A 14380-nucleotide genomic window follows, 5' to 3' on the forward strand; every position below is an offset into this window, starting at 1 on the left:
CCGTTTCATCGACAGGCCGTCATGACCGGGAACCCGCCCCGCGGCCGCTCAGGAGAAAAACATGCAACTTCGCGCACCGGCCGTCATTTCCAGTCTTGCTGCCGCACTGGCGCTGTCGGCCTGCGGCGGGCATTCGCCGTCGCTTCCCCAGGAAGTGGCACAGCCTGTGCCGCCACCCGCAGCGCCGGCGCCCACGCACGACCAGGCCGCCAAGGCTGGCCAGGCAACGCCCGCCATGGAATTGCATGCCGTCGCCCCGCGCGCCGCGCTGGCCATGCCCTACCACCTGCCGCCGCCTGCGCCGGCCGAGCGCGAACGCTACGGCGTCATCGAGGAAAACGGCGTCAGGCTGGTGGCGCAGGCGCCGGTATCCACCTTCAGCATCGATGTCGATACCGGTAGCTACAGCAATATGCGCCGCATGCTCAATGCCGGGCGCGTGCCGCCGGCCGATGCGGTGCGCGTGGAAGAACTGCTGAACTACTTCCCCTATGACTATGCCCAGCCCGCCGACGGTCGCCCGTTCGCCGTGCATGCCGCGCTGGCGCCCGCGCCCTGGCACCCGGCCAATGTGCTGCTGCGCATCGGCATCAAGGGCAAGGACATGGCCAGCGGCGCGTTGCCGCCTGCCAACCTGGTATTCCTGGTGGATGTATCGGGTTCGATGAACTCGCCGGACAAGCTGCCGCTGCTGAAGTCTTCGCTGACGCTGCTGGTGAACAAGCTGCGCCCGCAGGACCGCATCACGCTGGTCACCTATGCCAGCGGCACGCGCGTGGCGCTGCCGCCCACGCCGGGCAGCGACAAGACCGCCATCAGCGCCGCCGTCGACCAGCTCGTGGCCGGGGGCAGCACCGCCGGCGCCAGTGGCATCGCGCTGGCCTACCAGGCCGCGCAACAGAGCTTTATCGCCGGCGGCATCAACCGCGTGCTGCTGGCCACCGACGGCGACTTCAACGTGGGCGTGACCGACTTCCGGCAGCTCAAGAGCATGGTGGAAGAGAAGCGCAAGTCCGGCGTGTCGCTGTCCACGCTCGGCTTCGGCACCGGCAACTACAACGAGCAGCTGATGGAGCAGCTGGCCGATGCCGGCGACGGCGCCTATTCGTATATCGACAACCTGATGGAAGGCAACAAGGTGCTGGTCAGCGAGATCAGCTCGACGCTGGCCACCATCGCGCGCGACGTGAAGATCCAGGTGGAATTCAATCCGGCAACGGTGAAGGAGTATCGCCTGATCGGCTACGAGAACCGCATGCTGGCGCGCGAGGACTTCAACAACGACAAGGTCGATGCCGGCGATATCGGCGCGGGCCACACCGTGACGGCGCTGTATGAGCTGACGCTGGCCGGCCAGCCCGGGCTGGTCGATCCGCTGCGCTACCAGCTGGCCGCACCCGTGCCGGGGCGCGACGGCGAACTGGCGCACATCAAGCTGCGCTACAAGCTGCCCGCCGCCAGCACCAGCCAGTTGATGGACATCACCGTCGCGCGGCAGGCCATCCGCCCGCTGGCGCAAGGCGATGACGACTTCCGCTTTGCCGCGGCGGTGGCCGGTTTCGGCCAGGTGCTGCGCGGCGGCAAGTTCACCGGCGACTGGCGCTACGCAGATGCCCGCGCGCTGGCCCAGGGCGCCCGCGGCACCGACCGCTTTGGCTATCGGGGCGAGTTCCTCAAGCTGGTGGACCTGGCACAGAGCCTGGGCACGGCCAGTCCGACCGGCGCCAGCAGCGGCGGGCCGGCCGAGCATGCGGCACGCTGACACCAGCCCGGGCCGCGAGCCGGCGCAAGGCGGCGCGGCAGACTGTCGCGCCGCCTTGCGCTCTCCTATACTCGGGCGCATGCAGGCACCCGACCCCGTCCCTTCCGCCGCGCCCACAGCCGCCACGCCCGGCGCAGCGCTGTCGGCGCTGCCCGACCATGACCTGATGCTGCTGGTGGCGGGCGGCATCATCGAGCAGCCCGTCACCGAGCTGTTCCGCCGCCATAACGCCGGCCTCTACAACTACGTGGCCTGGCTGTGCCAGGGCAACCGCGGCGAAGCGGAAGACATCGCGCAGAAGACCTGGGTCAAGCTGATGACCCGCTGCGGCGACTACCAGCCGGACGCGGCGTTCCGCACCTTCCTGTTCCAGATCGCGCGCAATACCTGGCTCGACCAGGTGCGCAGCGCCGATGCGCGCCAGCGCGAAGCCCTGGACGACCAGCCAGCGGAGATGCCGGCCGACGACCTGTCGCCGGAAGCGGAGCTGCAGTTGCGCCAGCACGCGCACCACGTGCATCGCGCGCTGCTGCAGTTGCCCGTCGCCCAGCGCGAGGTGGTGGTGCTGCGCTTCTTCAGCGACATGAGCGTCGAAGAGATTGCGCAGATGCTCGGCGAGAAGTTCGAGACGGTGAAGAGCCGGCTGCGCTATGCGTTTGCGCGCCTGCGCGCAGACCTGGCCGGCAGCGTGCCGGGCTCGCAGGAGACGCCGTCGTGAACGCGGCCGACCGATTTATCGACGGCAAGGACCGGCTTTCGGCACTGCTGCGGGAGCTGCCCGCTTACGCGTCGTCCGCTGCGCTGGCGGAGTCGGTGCACGCGGCCGCACGTGCGGCACAACAGGAAGCGGATCGCCTGCGGGCCGGCGCGGCGGCCTTGCCCTTCGCCGCGCCGCCAACGCTTGCCACGGCGGTGTTGGAAGAAGCCGCGCGCCTGCAGGCGGCGCAGGCTGCGCGACGCGATGCGCTGCTTGCGCGCGTGGCGTCAGGCGAGCCCGCAGCGGAGATTCTGGGTGCCCCGGTCGGTGCCGCTGCCAGCGCATGGCTGCAGGCACAGGCGGCGGAGGCGGCAACACCAGCACGGGCAACACGGACCACAGCGCAGTCCATGGCTGCGCGCGCCGCGCGCGCGCGGCGCTGGTGGCGCTCGCTGGGGCTCGTGGCCAGCGTCGCGGCGGTGGCCGGGCTGACCACCAGCATCGTACTGCGGCAGATCGATGACGGCGCACTGCTGCCGGCATCGGCGCCTGAACAGGTGTCCGCCCCGGCCGCGGCACCCGCCGCAGAGATGGCAGCAGCGCCCGCACCACAAGCTGCGGCGGAGTCTGGGACCGCCGCGCCGGCAAACCCGCCGCCAGCCCCGAAAGCTGCCCCGGCCGCGCGGCGGGAAGAGCGGCCTGCCCCGGCGCACGCCGGGCAGCTCAGCCGCGCGCCGGCAACGGCCCGGGGCACGGCGCCACGCGAGGCCGCCACGCAAGCACCGCCGCAGGCGACCGAAAGCTTATCCGCCCAGGCGCCGGCTGTGGCCGCCGCACCGGCCGCTCCCGCGTATCCGGCCATGGCAGAGGCAGTCCCGCAGCCGGCAATGCCGGCACCCGCGGCACCGCCGGCGGCCGCGCCGCAGGCAGACTTCGCCCGCAAGGCGGCGCCGCCGATGGCGGCCGCACGCGCCCCCGCCGCGCACACCGCATCCAGCATGGTCGTGTCCATCCAGGACGACCCCGCCGCCACGGCTGCGCGCATGCCGGCGGCGGCATCGGTCACGCTGCTGGCGGCCGAACCGGACAGTGAGGCAATCAGGGAATGGGCAGGACGGCTCTGGCAGTCGATGCCGGCGGCACAACGCCCGCCGGTGCCATTTGCCGTGCAGGCCGACCGCACGCTGGCCCCGGGCCAGGTGCGCATCGAACTGCGCCACGGCGCGCCGCAATGAGCGCGCCGGTGCGTTGGCGAGTGCTGGTCAGCGCGTGGTGAACGACCAGCTCAGGTCCACGGGCTGCGAACCCAGCCGGCCGGTGACCCGCACGCTGTAGCGCTGCTGGCTGGCCAGCGGCGCCACCGGCGTGCAGATCGCCAGGCCGCGTGCCGCGCTGGAGAGGCCCGACGAACGGCTGTCAACCTTGAGGCAGCTGACATTGTTGCCTTGCGCGTCGGTGATGACGAAGTTGTCGGCATCGAACTGCAGCGAGGTGTTGATGGCCTGCAGCGATACCGGATAGCCCACGGTCTTGCCCTCGTAGCCCGGCGCGGGATTGGGGCTTTCCGAGTTGACCCAGCTGGCCGGCACGTCGGCCTGACCGTTGTACGGGTAGGCCACCATCTGGTTGTCGCTGCCGCCCTTCGATGCATCGGCCAGGTCGATGGTCTGGTAGTAGCTGGCCGAGGTGCCGCTGCCGTCCGGGCCCACGCGCTCGGCAAAGCCGCTGCCGGCCGAGCCGTAGCTGCCCAGCAGCGCGGCGCGGTGGAACGGCGCGTTGACCAGGTCCGACACCAGCGCGTCCTTGGGCGACATCGACAGCTGCGCATTGGCAACCGAAGTCCAGCGGTTGGCACCGGCCACGACTTCCGCGGTGGCATTGGTCGGATAGGCGGCCTGGATGCGCTCGTTGGGCGTGGCGCCGGTATAGCCCGGCTTGCCGCTGGTCTCGTCGTGCGTCAGCGTGGCGTTGGCCAGCATGTAGGCAGTGTGGTTCTGCGCCACGGTATTGAGCGGATCGCGTGCCGCCAGCGGCGGCAGGCCCACCTGCTCGCGCCGATAGTTGGCGTAGCACAGGCCGGCGGTGCGCGGCTCTTCCAGCACGCGGTAATTGCTGACCGCACTGCCGCGCGCCGGCAGCAGCGAGACGCCGCCGCCCGCCGCGGGTGCCGGCGCCGTGCCGCTGACGGTATAGCAGGCACCTGCGGTGGATGGCGTGGTCGAGCCCGAGCCGGACGGCGCGCTGGCCTGCCCGTTCGCTTGCGATGCGTTCGACGAAGTACCGCCGCCGCCCCCATCGCCCCCATCGCCACCACCGCCGCCACATGCGGACAGTGCCAGCGCCGCAGCGGCGCAAAAGGTGGTCAGGGCGAGCGTGGTGCGCCGCGCGCGTCGCGGAGGCATGGGTTGGTGATCAGCAAGCAAGCGTTTCCCGGTCATCGTTCTGAATCGTCGTGGTCATCGGAGGAAGGAACCTGCCCCGGGGGATCCGCAGGCGCGGACAGCCGGCGCGGCAACCATCGCCAGCACCGTGTGGACACGGGCTCGCGGCGGCGGCGCCGGGGGCAGAAAGACCGGACGATGGTATGGGCGCGGACCGGGAGGGTCTAGCCCATGAACAATTCCTTACGTGTGACCCGCGCGCGCCGCACCGGGGCGCCGCGCGGGGTGCTTGCGGTGCCAGCCATGCGGGCGCGGGCGCACTTAGCTGGCGGCAGCCACGTCGGCCATGCCGGTGCCGAGCGCGGCCATCACGGCCATCAGCTGCTCGCGCAGCCAGCGGTTGGCACCGTCGTTTTCGCCGCCCGCATGCCAGTACAGGTGCAGTTCCAGCGACGGCACCTTGAACGGCAGCGACAGCAGGCGGTTGGCATAGGGCTCATTGGCGATGCGCGCATAGCGCAGCGGCAGCGTGGCCAGCAGGTCGGTGCAGCTGACCACGCGGCACGCGGCCGCATAGTGCTGGCAACGCAGGCGCACGCGCCGCGTCAGGCCCATGCGGTGCAGGGCCTGGTCTTCCAGCCCGGCGCCGCGGCGGCGCGACGACACGTGCACATGCTCGGCCGCCAGGTAGCGCTCAAGCGTCAGTTCCTTCTTCACCAGCGGATGGTCGCGCCGCGCCAGCACCACCATCGGATCGGCCATGAACGGCGCGTGGTGGATGGCGGGCGAGACCGGCAGCAAGATGTCCAGCGCGGCGTCCAGCGTGCCGGCCAGCAACTCGGACTCCATCTCGCGGCGGTCGAAGCGGATCGCGGCGATCTCCACCTGCGGCGCCATTGCCGTGACACGCGCCATCAGCGGCGGCAGCAGCGTGGATTCCAGCGCGTCGCGCATGCCGATGGTGAAACGCCGCACGGTATTGGTGGGATCGAAGTGCGGCGTATCCTGCAGCGTGCGCGCGAACGATTGCAGCGCGCTGCGCACCTCGGCGGCGAGCGAGCGCGCCAGCGGCGTGGGCGCCATGCCCTGCCCGCGCCGCTCGAACAGCGGGTCGTCGAACAGCGTGCGCATCCGGCCCAGCGCATGGCTGACCGCGGGCTGCGTCAGGTTGAGCTGGCGCGCGGCCGCGGTGATGCTGCCTTCGCTGTAGATGGCGTCGAACACCACGAAGAGATTCAGGTCGATGCGGGAGAGCTGCATGCCGAAGATTCTGGCACGGAATGCAGGGAATTGATACTGGCAAATCCAGAAAATTCATTTTTCTTATTACCGGCTTTCAGATAGAGTGCATTCCATCGGCCCATGCCGCACTGATGCCGGGGCCTGCCGAGGCCAACGAGGCGCCGCCACCCACCCCGGCGTCCACTGATTCCGTAGCGAGGAGACCACATGGATTTCGAATACAGCCCGAAGGTCAAGGAAATGCAGGCCAAGCTGCTGGCCTTCTTCGACCAGCACATCTACCCGAACGAAAAGCGTTTCGCGGAGGAAATCGACGCCAATCGCCGCGCGGGCAACGCCTGGGTACCGACCAAGGTGATCGAGGAACTGAAGCCGCTGGCGCGTGCAGCCGGGCTGTGGAACCTGTTCCTGCCGCGCTCGCCGCGTGCGCCGCAAGGCCTGTCGAACCTGGAGTACGCCACGCTGTGCGAAATCATGGGCCGGGTGCCCTGGTCGGCCGAGGTCTTCAACTGCGCGGCCCCCGACACCGGCAACATGGAGACGCTGGAGCGCTATGCCTCCGAGGAACTGAAGGACAAGTGGCTCGAGCCGCTGCTGGCCGGCGAGATCCGCTCGGCCTTCCTGATGACCGAGCCGGCCGTGGCCTCGTCGGACGCGACCAATATCGAATGCCGCATCGAGCGCGACGGTGACCACTACGTGATCAACGGCACCAAGTGGTGGTCGTCGGGCGCAGGCGACCCGCGCTGCAAGGTCTACATCGTGATGGGCAAGACCAATCCCGACGCCGGCCGCCATGAGCAGCAGTCGATGATCGTGGTGCCGGCCGATACCGCGGGCATCACCATCAAGCGCTTCCTGCCGGTGTTCGGCTACGACGACGCGCCGCACGGCCATATGGAGATCGAGCTGAAGAACGTGCGCGTGCCGGCTTCGAACATCCTGCTGGGCGAAGGCCGCGGCTTCGAGATCGCGCAGGGCCGCCTGGGCCCGGGCCGCATCCACCACTGCATGCGCAGCATCGGCGTGGCCGAGCGCGCGCTGGAACTGATGTGCAAGCGCGCGCTGTCGCGCGTGGCCTTCGGCAAGCCGGTGTCCAGCCAGGGCGTGACGCAGGAACGCATCGCCGAAGCCCGCTGCGAGATCGAGATGGCGCGCCTGTTGACGCTCAAGGCAGCGTACATGATGGACACCGTGGGCAACAAGGTGGCCAAGGCCGAGATCGCCATGATCAAGGTGATCGCCCCGAACGTGGCGCTGAAGGTGATCGACTGGGCCATCCAGGTCCATGGCGCCGCCGGCGTCTCCAGCGACTTCCCGCTGGCCAACTGGTGGGCGCACCAGCGCACGCTGCGCCTGGCCGACGGCCCGGACGAGGTGCACCGCAACGCCATCGCCAAGCTGGAGCTGGCCAAGCACATGAATCTGAACCCGGACGACATCAGGATGCCGGTGGCACGCGGGTTCTGACCGCCTGGCAACGCCGCGGGGCTTCGGCCCTGCCGGCAGTATGGAAAACGCGCAGCCAGTCTGCGCGTTTTTTTCTTCTGTGCTTAAATCGCCCGGTTCGCCACGTCAGTGGTTGATGTGGCCATCCCCAACGATCGCAGCCAGGAGATCTTTTGCGATGATCGACGTCTACACCTGGGCCACGCCCAACGGCCACAAAGTCCACATCATGCTGGAAGAATGCGGCCTGGAGTACAAGGTCCATCCGATCAATATCGGCGCCGGCGACCAGTTCGGCGAGGACTTCCTGAAGATCAGCCCCAACAACAAGATCCCCGCCATCGTCGACCCCGACGGCCCGGACGGCAAGCCGATCTCGCTGTTCGAATCGGGCGCCATCCTGCTCTACCTGGCCGGCAAGACCGGCAAGTTCCTGCCCGAGGACGTGCGCGGCAAGTACGAGGCGCTGCAGTGGCTGATGTTCCAGATGGGCGGCGTGGGCCCGATGCTGGGCCAGGCGCACCACTTCCGCATGTACGCGCCCGAGAAGATCGAGTACGCGGTCAACCGCTACACCAACGAGGCCAGGCGCCTGTACGGAGTGATCGACACGCAGTTGTCAAAGCACGCCTACCTGGCCGGCGAGCAGTACACCATCGCCGACATCGCCACCTTCCCGTGGCTGCGCAGCTGGCAGAACCAGGGCGTGGACCTGGACGACTACCCGCACCTGAAGCGCTGGTTCAACGAGATCGCAGAGCGCCCCGCGGTCAAGCGCGGCGTGGAGGTGCTGGCCAGCGCGCGCAAGGCGCTGCAGGACGACAAGGCACGCGAGGTGCTGTTCGGCGCCACGCAATACAAGCGGCACTGAGCCTGGTATTGCAGCAGCCGGGACCCTGGCCCCGGCTGCCTCGCCTGGCATCAGGCCGGCGCCAGCGCGTGGCACGCAACGGCATATCCGTCCGCGCGCCGGCCGCCGCGGGCCGCAACGCCAAGGTCCGCGTCATCGCCCGGTCCGAAGCAGCACAGCAGGCCGGTGCCCGGCAACAGCCGGCATGACTCGTGCGGGTCCGGCGCGTAGAGCGTGCCGGGCTGCAGGAAGGCCATGTCCCCGCCGGCCCGCACCAGCGCGCCATGCCAGTGCAGGCCGATGGCGCCGCGGTAGCACAGCGCCCAGCGCAGCCCGCGCGCCTGCAGCCGCTGCGCCCAGTCTTCGCCTGACTGGTCGAGCCGGATGAACTCCGGCCGCATGCCCTGCTCCGGCTGCGGGTCCTGTGCCCGCACCACCTCGGCTGGCAATACGTGCATGCCGGCCATCCCCTCTGCGCCATTGGCCTCGACCGCGGCAATGCCGCCCAGCGCGCAGTGCCATCCGCCCGCAGGCAGCGCCACCGGCCGCGAGGCATCGGCAGGCCCTTGCGGCACGGTGCGCACCAGGATGGTGTCGACCATTGCCTGCACCTGCATCGGCACGCCTGGCGCCGGCGCAAAATAGCTCGCCGCCGCCCAGCAGCAGGCAGCCGCGCCCGGGCGACCACAGCCGCAGGCCCCCGCGCAGGCAGCCCCACCATTCATGGCGGTCCGCGGCAAATTCAGCCTGGGTCTCGCCTGCGCAGAGAAAGAAGACGCCAGCCAGCTGCAGGTGGAACAATCGCGCGCGCCCTTCGGCAACCGCCAGCGCGCGGCGATCGAGGCCACCGTGCGCCATATGGCGGAGCTGACCGAGCCCGAGCTGAACCTGATGGCCGCGGTGGCACGGGCGCTGGCGGGCAAGGGCAGCTTCCGCCCGTCGCTGACTCACACCCCCAGCGCCGCATCCGATGCCAAGGGCGACAACAAAGACTAGACGCCCAGCATGCCCTGCCGTTCGATAAAGCGGATCACCTCGTCCAGGCCCTGCCCGGACTTGACGCTGCCCATCACGAACGGCCGGGCGCCGCGCATCTTGCGTGCATCGCTCTCCATCACTTCCAGCGATGCCCCGACGTATGGCGCCAGGTCCGTCTTGTTGATCACCAGCAAGTCGGACTTGGTGATGCCCGGCCCACCCTTTCTCGGAATCTTCTCACCGCCGGCTACGTCGATGACGTAGATCGTCAAATCAGAAAGTTCTGGACTGAAGGTGGCGGCGAGGTTGTCGCCGCCGGACTCGATGAAGACCACGTCAGCATCCGGGAAGCGCGCCAGCATGCGGTCCACCGCCTCCAGGTTGATCGAGGCGTCTTCGCGGATCGCGGTGTGCGGACAGCCGCCCGTTTCCACGCCCATGATGCGTTCCGCCGGCAGCGCGCCGGAGATCGTCAGGAGGCGCTGGTCTTCCTTGGTGTAGATGTCGTTGGTGATGGCGACCAGGTCATAGCGGTCGCGCATCGCCTTGCACAGCATCTCCAGCAGCGTGGTCTTGCCGGAGCCAACCGGGCCGCCGACGCCGACGCGCAGCGGAGGGTTCTTCTTGGTACGGGCCTGGGTCATGGTGCGGTATGAGTTCAGGATCGGAACAGCCGGGAGTACTGCGTTTCGTGGCGCGCGGAAAGCAGGCCCAGCATCGGGGAAAAGGTGGAGAGTTGCGGCGGCGTGGCTTCGGCGCGGCGCGCGGCTTCATCGACCGTGTCGAGCACCGCGCCGTGCAGGCGCCGCAGCATGTGCTGCCCCGCCACCTGGCCCAGCGGCACCGCCTTGATCGCCGCGGCGACCTGGTTCTCGGCCCAGTTAAAGCAGTAGGCGGCGAGGCCATCGCGCGCCTCGACCTGAAGCGCCACGCATGCCGCAGTGAACGCCGTCGGCAGGCAGACCGGTGACAGCGCCGCCAGCGTCTCGCGTAGCACCGGCGCGCCCCACTCCATCTGCGCAATCAGCCTGGACAGCGACCAGCCCATCTGCTCGGTCTCAAGCCGCAACTCGGAAGTCTCGCGCGTGGCGCGGAACCAGTCGTTCCACGTCCGTACTTGCCCAGCGTCGCCGGCCAGCCAGTGACGATGCAGCAGCAGCCACAGTGGCGCTTCGCATTGCGCCTGCACATGCAGCAGGTTGTCGCGAATCCAGCGTTCGGCGCTCGGCGCATCGTGCACGCTGCCACAATCGATCGCAGCTTCCAGTCCTTGTGAATAGCTGAAGCCGCCGATCGGCAGGGATGGCGATGCCAGATGTAGCAGCGAGATCAGTTGGGGCAGGCCGGTCATGGCACGCAATCAATGCTTGTGTCCGCAATGCTCATCGTGGACATGGTGCGGATCACCGTGATCGTGGGAATGACCATGTCCGTGCGAAGGTCCATGCGAATGCCCGTGGTCGTGCCCATGATGCTCATGAAACACCGCCTGCGCCGCCGCATAGTCCTCCGCAAACGTCGCATCGTGCCCATGCTTGTGCCCGCCGCCATAGGCCCCCGCCTCCGGCTCGAACGGCAGCTCGGCACGCTCGGCGCGCACGCCCAGGCGCTGCAGCATGTCGGCAAGCACCGGGTCGTATTCCAGCCGCAGGTAGTCGCGCCCGATCTCCACCGGCGTATGGCGGTTGCCGAGGTGATAGGCCGCACGCATCAGCGCATGCGGGTCTTGCGCGCGCACTTCCAGCACTGCCTCGGTAGCGGCCTGCACTTCCACGAAGCTGCCGTCTTCAGTCACCAGCAGGTCGCCGCCGCGCAGCACGGTGCCGCGCGGCAGGAACAGCGCGGCTTCGTCGCCGTTGTCGAGCACCGCGCGCAGGCGGCTCTTGCTGCGTTCGGCGAAGGGCAGGATCAGCTTGGGCGCGCGGCGCACCAGCACGGGCGCGATGCCGTGCGGGGCGCTCAGGAGTTTGTCGATCTTCAGCATGGGCGATGCGGGGCGCGGGCGCCGGCCAGTCAGAACAGGAAATAGCGTTGCGCCATGGGCAGCTCGGTGGCGGGCTCGCAGGTCAGCAACTGGCCGTCGGCAACGACCTGGTAGGTCTCCGGATCGACCGTGACATGCGGCTGCCAGTCATTGTGCACCATGTCGCGCTTGCTTACCGTGCGCGTGCCGCGCACCGCCGACAGCGTCTTGGCCAGCCCGTAGCGCTCGCCGATGCCGGCCGCCAGCGCCGCCTGCGACACAAAGGTCAACGACGAACGGTGCAGCGCCCCGCCGGCCGAAGCAAACATCGGCCGGTAGTGCACCGGCTGCGGTGTCGGGATCGACGCATTGGGATCGCCCATCGCGGCCGCGGCAATCATGCCGCCCTTCAGGATCAGGCTGGGCTTGACGCCGAAGAACGCCGGACGCCACAACACCAGGTCGGCCCACTTGCCGACTTCAACCGAGCCCACTTCATGGGCGATGCCGTGCGTCAGCGCCGGGTTGATGGTGTACTTGGCGACATAGCGCTTGACGCGGAAATTGTCGTGCCCGCCGCGCGCATCGTTGGGATCGCCCGGCAGCTTGCCGCGCTGCAGCGCCATCTTGTGCGCGGTCTGCCACGTGCGGATGATGACCTCGCCGACGCGCCCCATGGCCTGCGAGTCGCTGGAGATCATCGAGAACGCGCCCAGGTCGTGCAGGATGTCTTCGGCGGCGATGGTTTCGCGGCGGATGCGGCTTTCGGCAAAGGCAATGTCCTCGGCAATCGACGGGTCCAGGTGGTGGCACACCATCAGCATGTCGAGGTGCTCGTCCAGCGTATTGACCGTGTACGGGCGCGTCGGGTTGGTCGACGACGGCAGCACGTTGGCCTCGCCGCACACCTTGATGATGTCGGGCGCATGGCCGCCGCCCGCGCCTTCGGTGTGGTACGTATGGATGGTGCGGCCCTTGAACGCGGCGATGGTGGCCTCGACAAAGCCGGCTTCGTTGAGCGTGTCGGTATGGATCGCCACCTGGGTGTCGGTCGCGTCCGCCACCGACAGGCAGGTGTCGATCGCCGCCGGCGTGGTGCCCCAGTCCTCGTGCAGTTTCAGGCCGATGGCGCCGGCTTCCACTTGCTCCAGGAGCGGCCCCTGCTGGCTGGCGTTGCCCTTGCCCAGCAGGCCGATATTCATTGGATAGGCATCGGCCGCCTGCAGCATGCGCTCCATATACCACGGCCCCGGCGTCACGGTGGTGGCGAAGGTGCCGGTGGCCGGCCCGGTGCCGCCGCCGATCATGGTGGTGACGCCGCTCATCAGCGCCTCTTCGATCTGCTGCGGGCAGATAAAGTGGATATGGCTGTCGATGCCGCCGGCGGTGACGATCATGCCCTCGCCCGCGATCACCTCGGTGCCCGGTCCGACCACGATGGTCACGCCCGGCTGGATATCCGGATTGCCGGCCTTGCCGATCGCCGCGATGCGCCCGCCCTTCAGGCCGATATCGGCCTTGACAATACCCCAGTGGTCAACGATCAGCGCATTGGTGATGACGGTGTCGACGCAGTCCTTCGCCATGCGCTGGCTCTGCCCCATGCCGTCGCGGATCACCTTGCCGCCGCCGAACTTCACTTCCTCGCCATAGATGGTGAAGTCTTTCTCGACCTCGATGATAAGCCCGGTATCGGCCAGCCGCAGGCGGTCGCCGGTGGTCGGGCCGAACATCTCGGCATAGGCCTGCCTGGAGATCTTTGCCATCACAGCGCTCCCATGATCTTGCCGTTGAAGCCGTAGACGATGCGGTCGCCGTCCAGTGCCACCAGTTCCACCGTGCGCGTCTGGCCGGGCTCGAAGCGCACCGCGGTGCCGGCGGCGATATTCAGCCGGAAGCCGCGTGCGGCTTCGCGGTCGAACGCGAGCGCGGTGTTGGTCTCGTAGAAATGGAAGTGCGAGCCGACCTGGATCGGCCGGTCGCCGGTATTGGCCACCGTCACGCTGACCGTGGCGCGGCCGGCATTCAGTTCGATCTCGCCGTCGGCGGGCATCAGTTCACCGGGGATCATGACCATTCTCCTCAGGCCACCAGCAGGCTGGCGCCGTACAGCGCCACGCCGGCACCGGCCGCGCGGGCCAGCCAGCCGGCATGGCGGCGCAACAGCGTGCCGGCGCCGATGCCCAGCAGGTGCAGCGCCATGGTGGCGGCGGCAAACCCGCCTACGTATGCGAGTACCGCAGGCAGCGCGCCAGCGGTGGCGGGCAGTTCGGCCCCGTGGGCATAGCCGTGGAACACGGCAAAGCCGCCGACCAGCAGCGTACCGGCCCACGCCGGCAACTTCGCGCGCAGCGCCAGCAGCAACCCGATCACCAGCAATGAGGCCGCGATCATCGGTTCGACTGCGGGCAGCGCCACACCGGACAGGCCGATTGCAGCCCCCACCAGCATCAGCGCCACGAAGGCCAGCGGCAGGCGCAGCGTATCGGCAGCCGAGCGGGCAATCAAGGCGCTCCACACGCCCACCGCCGCCATCGCCAGCAAATGGTCGGCGCCGGTGAAGGGGTGCGCCAGGCCGGCCCACAGGCTGGCACTGACGGTGGCGGCATCGTGGCCTGGATGTGCCAGGGCGGCGCCGGCGGCAACGGTCAGGGAAGTGCCCAGGGCAAGACGCAGGCAGGCGGTACGGTTCATGTCGGCTCTCGGGTTGGTCTTGTTATCGTGGTCAAAATCGGGGAACGGTCATGTTCAGACAATGGGATGGTGGACGGTCACCAGCTTGGTGCCGTCCGGAAAAGTGGCCTCCACCTGGATCTCGGGGATCATCTCGGCCACGCCATCCATCACGTCCTCGCGGCTCAGCACGGTGGTGCCCTCATGCATCAACTCGGCCACGGTGCGGCCATCGCGCGCGCCTTCCATGATGGCGGCGGTGATCAGCGCCACCGCTTCCGGGTAGTTCAGCTTCAGCCCGCGTGCCTTGCGCCGCTCGGCCAGCAGCGCGGCGGTGAAGATCAGCAGCTTGTCTTTCTCTCGCGGCGTCAGTTCCATCTCTTGT

At 68.7% G+C, this 14380-nt stretch carries 16 protein-coding genes; 6 read left to right on the forward strand and 10 right to left on the reverse strand.

The genetic code is table 11. The annotated features are described in order from the left end of the window. Nucleotides 1–61 precede the first annotated feature (61 nt). The 3 genes from AC1Q7H_RS18795 to AC1Q7H_RS18805 all read left to right on the forward strand — a co-directional run bounded on the left by AC1Q7H_RS18795 (nucleotide 62) and on the right by AC1Q7H_RS18805 (nucleotide 3694). Nucleotides 62–1762, forward strand: coding sequence for a vWA domain-containing protein (locus AC1Q7H_RS18795; RefSeq protein WP_492381545.1), 1701 nt, complete (start codon nucleotides 62–64; stop codon nucleotides 1760–1762). Nucleotides 1763–1841: 79 nt separating this feature from the next. Continuing rightward, entirely contained in the window at nucleotides 1842–2480 is a 639-nt protein-coding gene (locus tag AC1Q7H_RS18800) for a sigma-70 family RNA polymerase sigma factor (RefSeq protein ID WP_013956057.1), read from the forward strand. Further along, a complete protein-coding gene (locus AC1Q7H_RS18805; protein ID WP_211980869.1) occupies nucleotides 2477–3694 on the forward strand; it encodes a hypothetical protein in 1218 nt (405 codons plus the stop codon). Before AC1Q7H_RS18800 ends, AC1Q7H_RS18805 begins: the two co-directional genes overlap by 4 nt. A 27-nt stretch (nucleotides 3695–3721) precedes the next feature. On the opposite strand, the gene AC1Q7H_RS18810 is transcribed toward AC1Q7H_RS18805, so the two are convergent. Together AC1Q7H_RS18810 and AC1Q7H_RS18815 are read right to left on the reverse strand one after the other, a co-directional pair. Next, nucleotides 3722–4897 (reverse strand): CAP domain-containing protein, encoded by a 1176-nt coding sequence (locus AC1Q7H_RS18810; RefSeq protein WP_153955105.1) that lies wholly within the window; start codon nucleotides 4895–4897, stop codon nucleotides 3722–3724. A 264-nt stretch (nucleotides 4898–5161) separates the two neighbouring features. Beyond that, the gene (locus tag AC1Q7H_RS18815; protein WP_013956053.1) at nucleotides 5162–6100 is read right to left on the reverse strand and encodes a LysR family transcriptional regulator; all 939 of its coding nucleotides are present in this window, start codon (nucleotides 6098–6100) and stop codon (nucleotides 5162–5164) included. Nucleotides 6101–6289: 189 nt separating this feature from the next. Between AC1Q7H_RS18815 and AC1Q7H_RS18820 the strand changes: the two genes are divergently transcribed. Beyond that, complete coding sequence (locus tag AC1Q7H_RS18820) at nucleotides 6290–7552, forward strand: acyl-CoA dehydrogenase family protein (RefSeq protein ID WP_013956051.1); 1263 nt, start codon at nucleotides 6290–6292, stop codon at nucleotides 7550–7552. 157 nt (nucleotides 7553–7709) lie between these two features. Next, nucleotides 7710–8402, forward strand: coding sequence for a glutathione binding-like protein (locus AC1Q7H_RS18825; RefSeq protein WP_013956050.1), 693 nt, complete (start codon nucleotides 7710–7712; stop codon nucleotides 8400–8402). A gap of 50 nt (nucleotides 8403–8452) precedes the next feature. Here the strand turns inward: AC1Q7H_RS18825 and AC1Q7H_RS18830 are convergent, their stop codons facing one another. Continuing rightward, on the reverse strand, nucleotides 8453–8998 hold the full coding sequence (locus AC1Q7H_RS18830; RefSeq protein WP_492378353.1) for a hypothetical protein: 546 nt from the start codon (nucleotides 8996–8998) through the stop codon (nucleotides 8453–8455). A gap of 106 nt (nucleotides 8999–9104) precedes the next feature. On the opposite strand from AC1Q7H_RS18830, the gene AC1Q7H_RS18835 reads away from it, so the two are divergent. Further along, on the forward strand, nucleotides 9105–9377 hold the full coding sequence (locus tag AC1Q7H_RS18835; protein WP_249221255.1) for a hypothetical protein: 273 nt from the start codon (nucleotides 9105–9107) through the stop codon (nucleotides 9375–9377). Here the strand turns inward: AC1Q7H_RS18835 and ureG are convergent. From ureG to AC1Q7H_RS18870, 7 genes are read right to left on the reverse strand one after another with little or no spacing between them, the layout of a single operon-like run. Then, nucleotides 9374–10003: an urease accessory protein UreG gene (gene ureG / locus AC1Q7H_RS18840; protein WP_013956047.1), complete on the reverse strand. Its 630-nt coding sequence runs from the start codon at nucleotides 10001–10003 to the stop codon at nucleotides 9374–9376. The two genes, AC1Q7H_RS18835 and ureG, sit on opposite strands and share 4 nt — an antisense overlap. Nucleotides 10004–10017: 14 nt before the next feature. Next, nucleotides 10018–10710 (reverse strand): urease accessory protein UreF, encoded by a 693-nt coding sequence (locus AC1Q7H_RS18845; RefSeq protein ID WP_013956046.1) that lies wholly within the window; start codon nucleotides 10708–10710, stop codon nucleotides 10018–10020. Nucleotides 10711–10719: 9 nt separating this feature from the next. Beyond that, nucleotides 10720–11343: an urease accessory protein UreE gene (ureE, locus tag AC1Q7H_RS18850; protein WP_153955104.1), complete on the reverse strand. Its 624-nt coding sequence runs from the start codon at nucleotides 11341–11343 to the stop codon at nucleotides 10720–10722. Between the two features lie 29 nt (nucleotides 11344–11372). Next, complete coding sequence (gene ureC / locus AC1Q7H_RS18855) at nucleotides 11373–13091, reverse strand: urease subunit alpha (protein WP_269148705.1); 1719 nt, start codon at nucleotides 13089–13091, stop codon at nucleotides 11373–11375. After that, nucleotides 13088–13393, reverse strand: a complete 306-nt coding sequence (locus AC1Q7H_RS18860) for an urease subunit beta (protein WP_018313224.1) — start codon at nucleotides 13391–13393, stop codon at nucleotides 13088–13090. Before AC1Q7H_RS18860 ends, ureC begins: the two co-directional genes overlap by 4 nt. An 11-nt stretch (nucleotides 13394–13404) precedes the next feature. Continuing rightward, a complete protein-coding gene (locus AC1Q7H_RS18865) occupies nucleotides 13405–14016 on the reverse strand; it encodes a HupE/UreJ family protein (protein WP_153955102.1) in 612 nt (203 codons plus the stop codon). A 54-nt stretch (nucleotides 14017–14070) separates the two neighbouring features. Beyond that, on the reverse strand, nucleotides 14071–14373 hold the full coding sequence (locus AC1Q7H_RS18870; protein ID WP_013956041.1) for an urease subunit gamma: 303 nt from the start codon (nucleotides 14371–14373) through the stop codon (nucleotides 14071–14073). Between the last annotated feature and the right edge of the window lie 7 nt (nucleotides 14374–14380).

The organism is Cupriavidus sp. GW823-FHT06D04 (assembly GCF_058795055.1).

Excerpts from the sequence above, each read along its gene's own strand:
- AC1Q7H_RS18835 (WP_249221255.1), top strand. The coding sequence starts at position 9,105 with ATGGCGGTCCGCGGCAAATTCAGCCTGGGTCTCGCCTGCGCAGAGAAA.
- AC1Q7H_RS18860 (WP_018313224.1), bottom strand. The coding sequence starts at position 13,393 with ATGATCCCCGGTGAACTGATGCCCGCCGACGGCGAGATCGAACTGAAT.
- AC1Q7H_RS18810 (WP_153955105.1), bottom strand. The coding sequence starts at position 4,897 with ATGACCGGGAAACGCTTGCTTGCTGATCACCAACCCATGCCTCCGCGA.
- AC1Q7H_RS18845 (WP_013956046.1), bottom strand. The coding sequence starts at position 10,710 with ATGACCGGCCTGCCCCAACTGATCTCGCTGCTACATCTGGCATCGCCA.
- AC1Q7H_RS18815 (WP_013956053.1), bottom strand. The coding sequence starts at position 6,100 with ATGCAGCTCTCCCGCATCGACCTGAATCTCTTCGTGGTGTTCGACGCC.
- AC1Q7H_RS18800 (WP_013956057.1), top strand. The coding sequence starts at position 1,842 with ATGCAGGCACCCGACCCCGTCCCTTCCGCCGCGCCCACAGCCGCCACG.
- AC1Q7H_RS18865 (WP_153955102.1), bottom strand. The coding sequence starts at position 14,016 with ATGAACCGTACCGCCTGCCTGCGTCTTGCCCTGGGCACTTCCCTGACC.
- AC1Q7H_RS18820 (WP_013956051.1), top strand. The coding sequence starts at position 6,290 with ATGGATTTCGAATACAGCCCGAAGGTCAAGGAAATGCAGGCCAAGCTG.
- AC1Q7H_RS18825 (WP_013956050.1), top strand. The coding sequence starts at position 7,710 with ATGATCGACGTCTACACCTGGGCCACGCCCAACGGCCACAAAGTCCAC.
- AC1Q7H_RS18830 (WP_492378353.1), bottom strand. The coding sequence starts at position 8,998 with ATGCAGGTGCAGGCAATGGTCGACACCATCCTGGTGCGCACCGTGCCG.
- AC1Q7H_RS18870 (WP_013956041.1), bottom strand. The coding sequence starts at position 14,373 with ATGGAACTGACGCCGCGAGAGAAAGACAAGCTGCTGATCTTCACCGCC.
- AC1Q7H_RS18795 (WP_492381545.1), top strand. The coding sequence starts at position 62 with ATGCAACTTCGCGCACCGGCCGTCATTTCCAGTCTTGCTGCCGCACTG.
- ureG (WP_013956047.1), bottom strand. The coding sequence starts at position 10,003 with ATGACCCAGGCCCGTACCAAGAAGAACCCTCCGCTGCGCGTCGGCGTC.
- ureE (WP_153955104.1), bottom strand. The coding sequence starts at position 11,343 with ATGCTGAAGATCGACAAACTCCTGAGCGCCCCGCACGGCATCGCGCCC.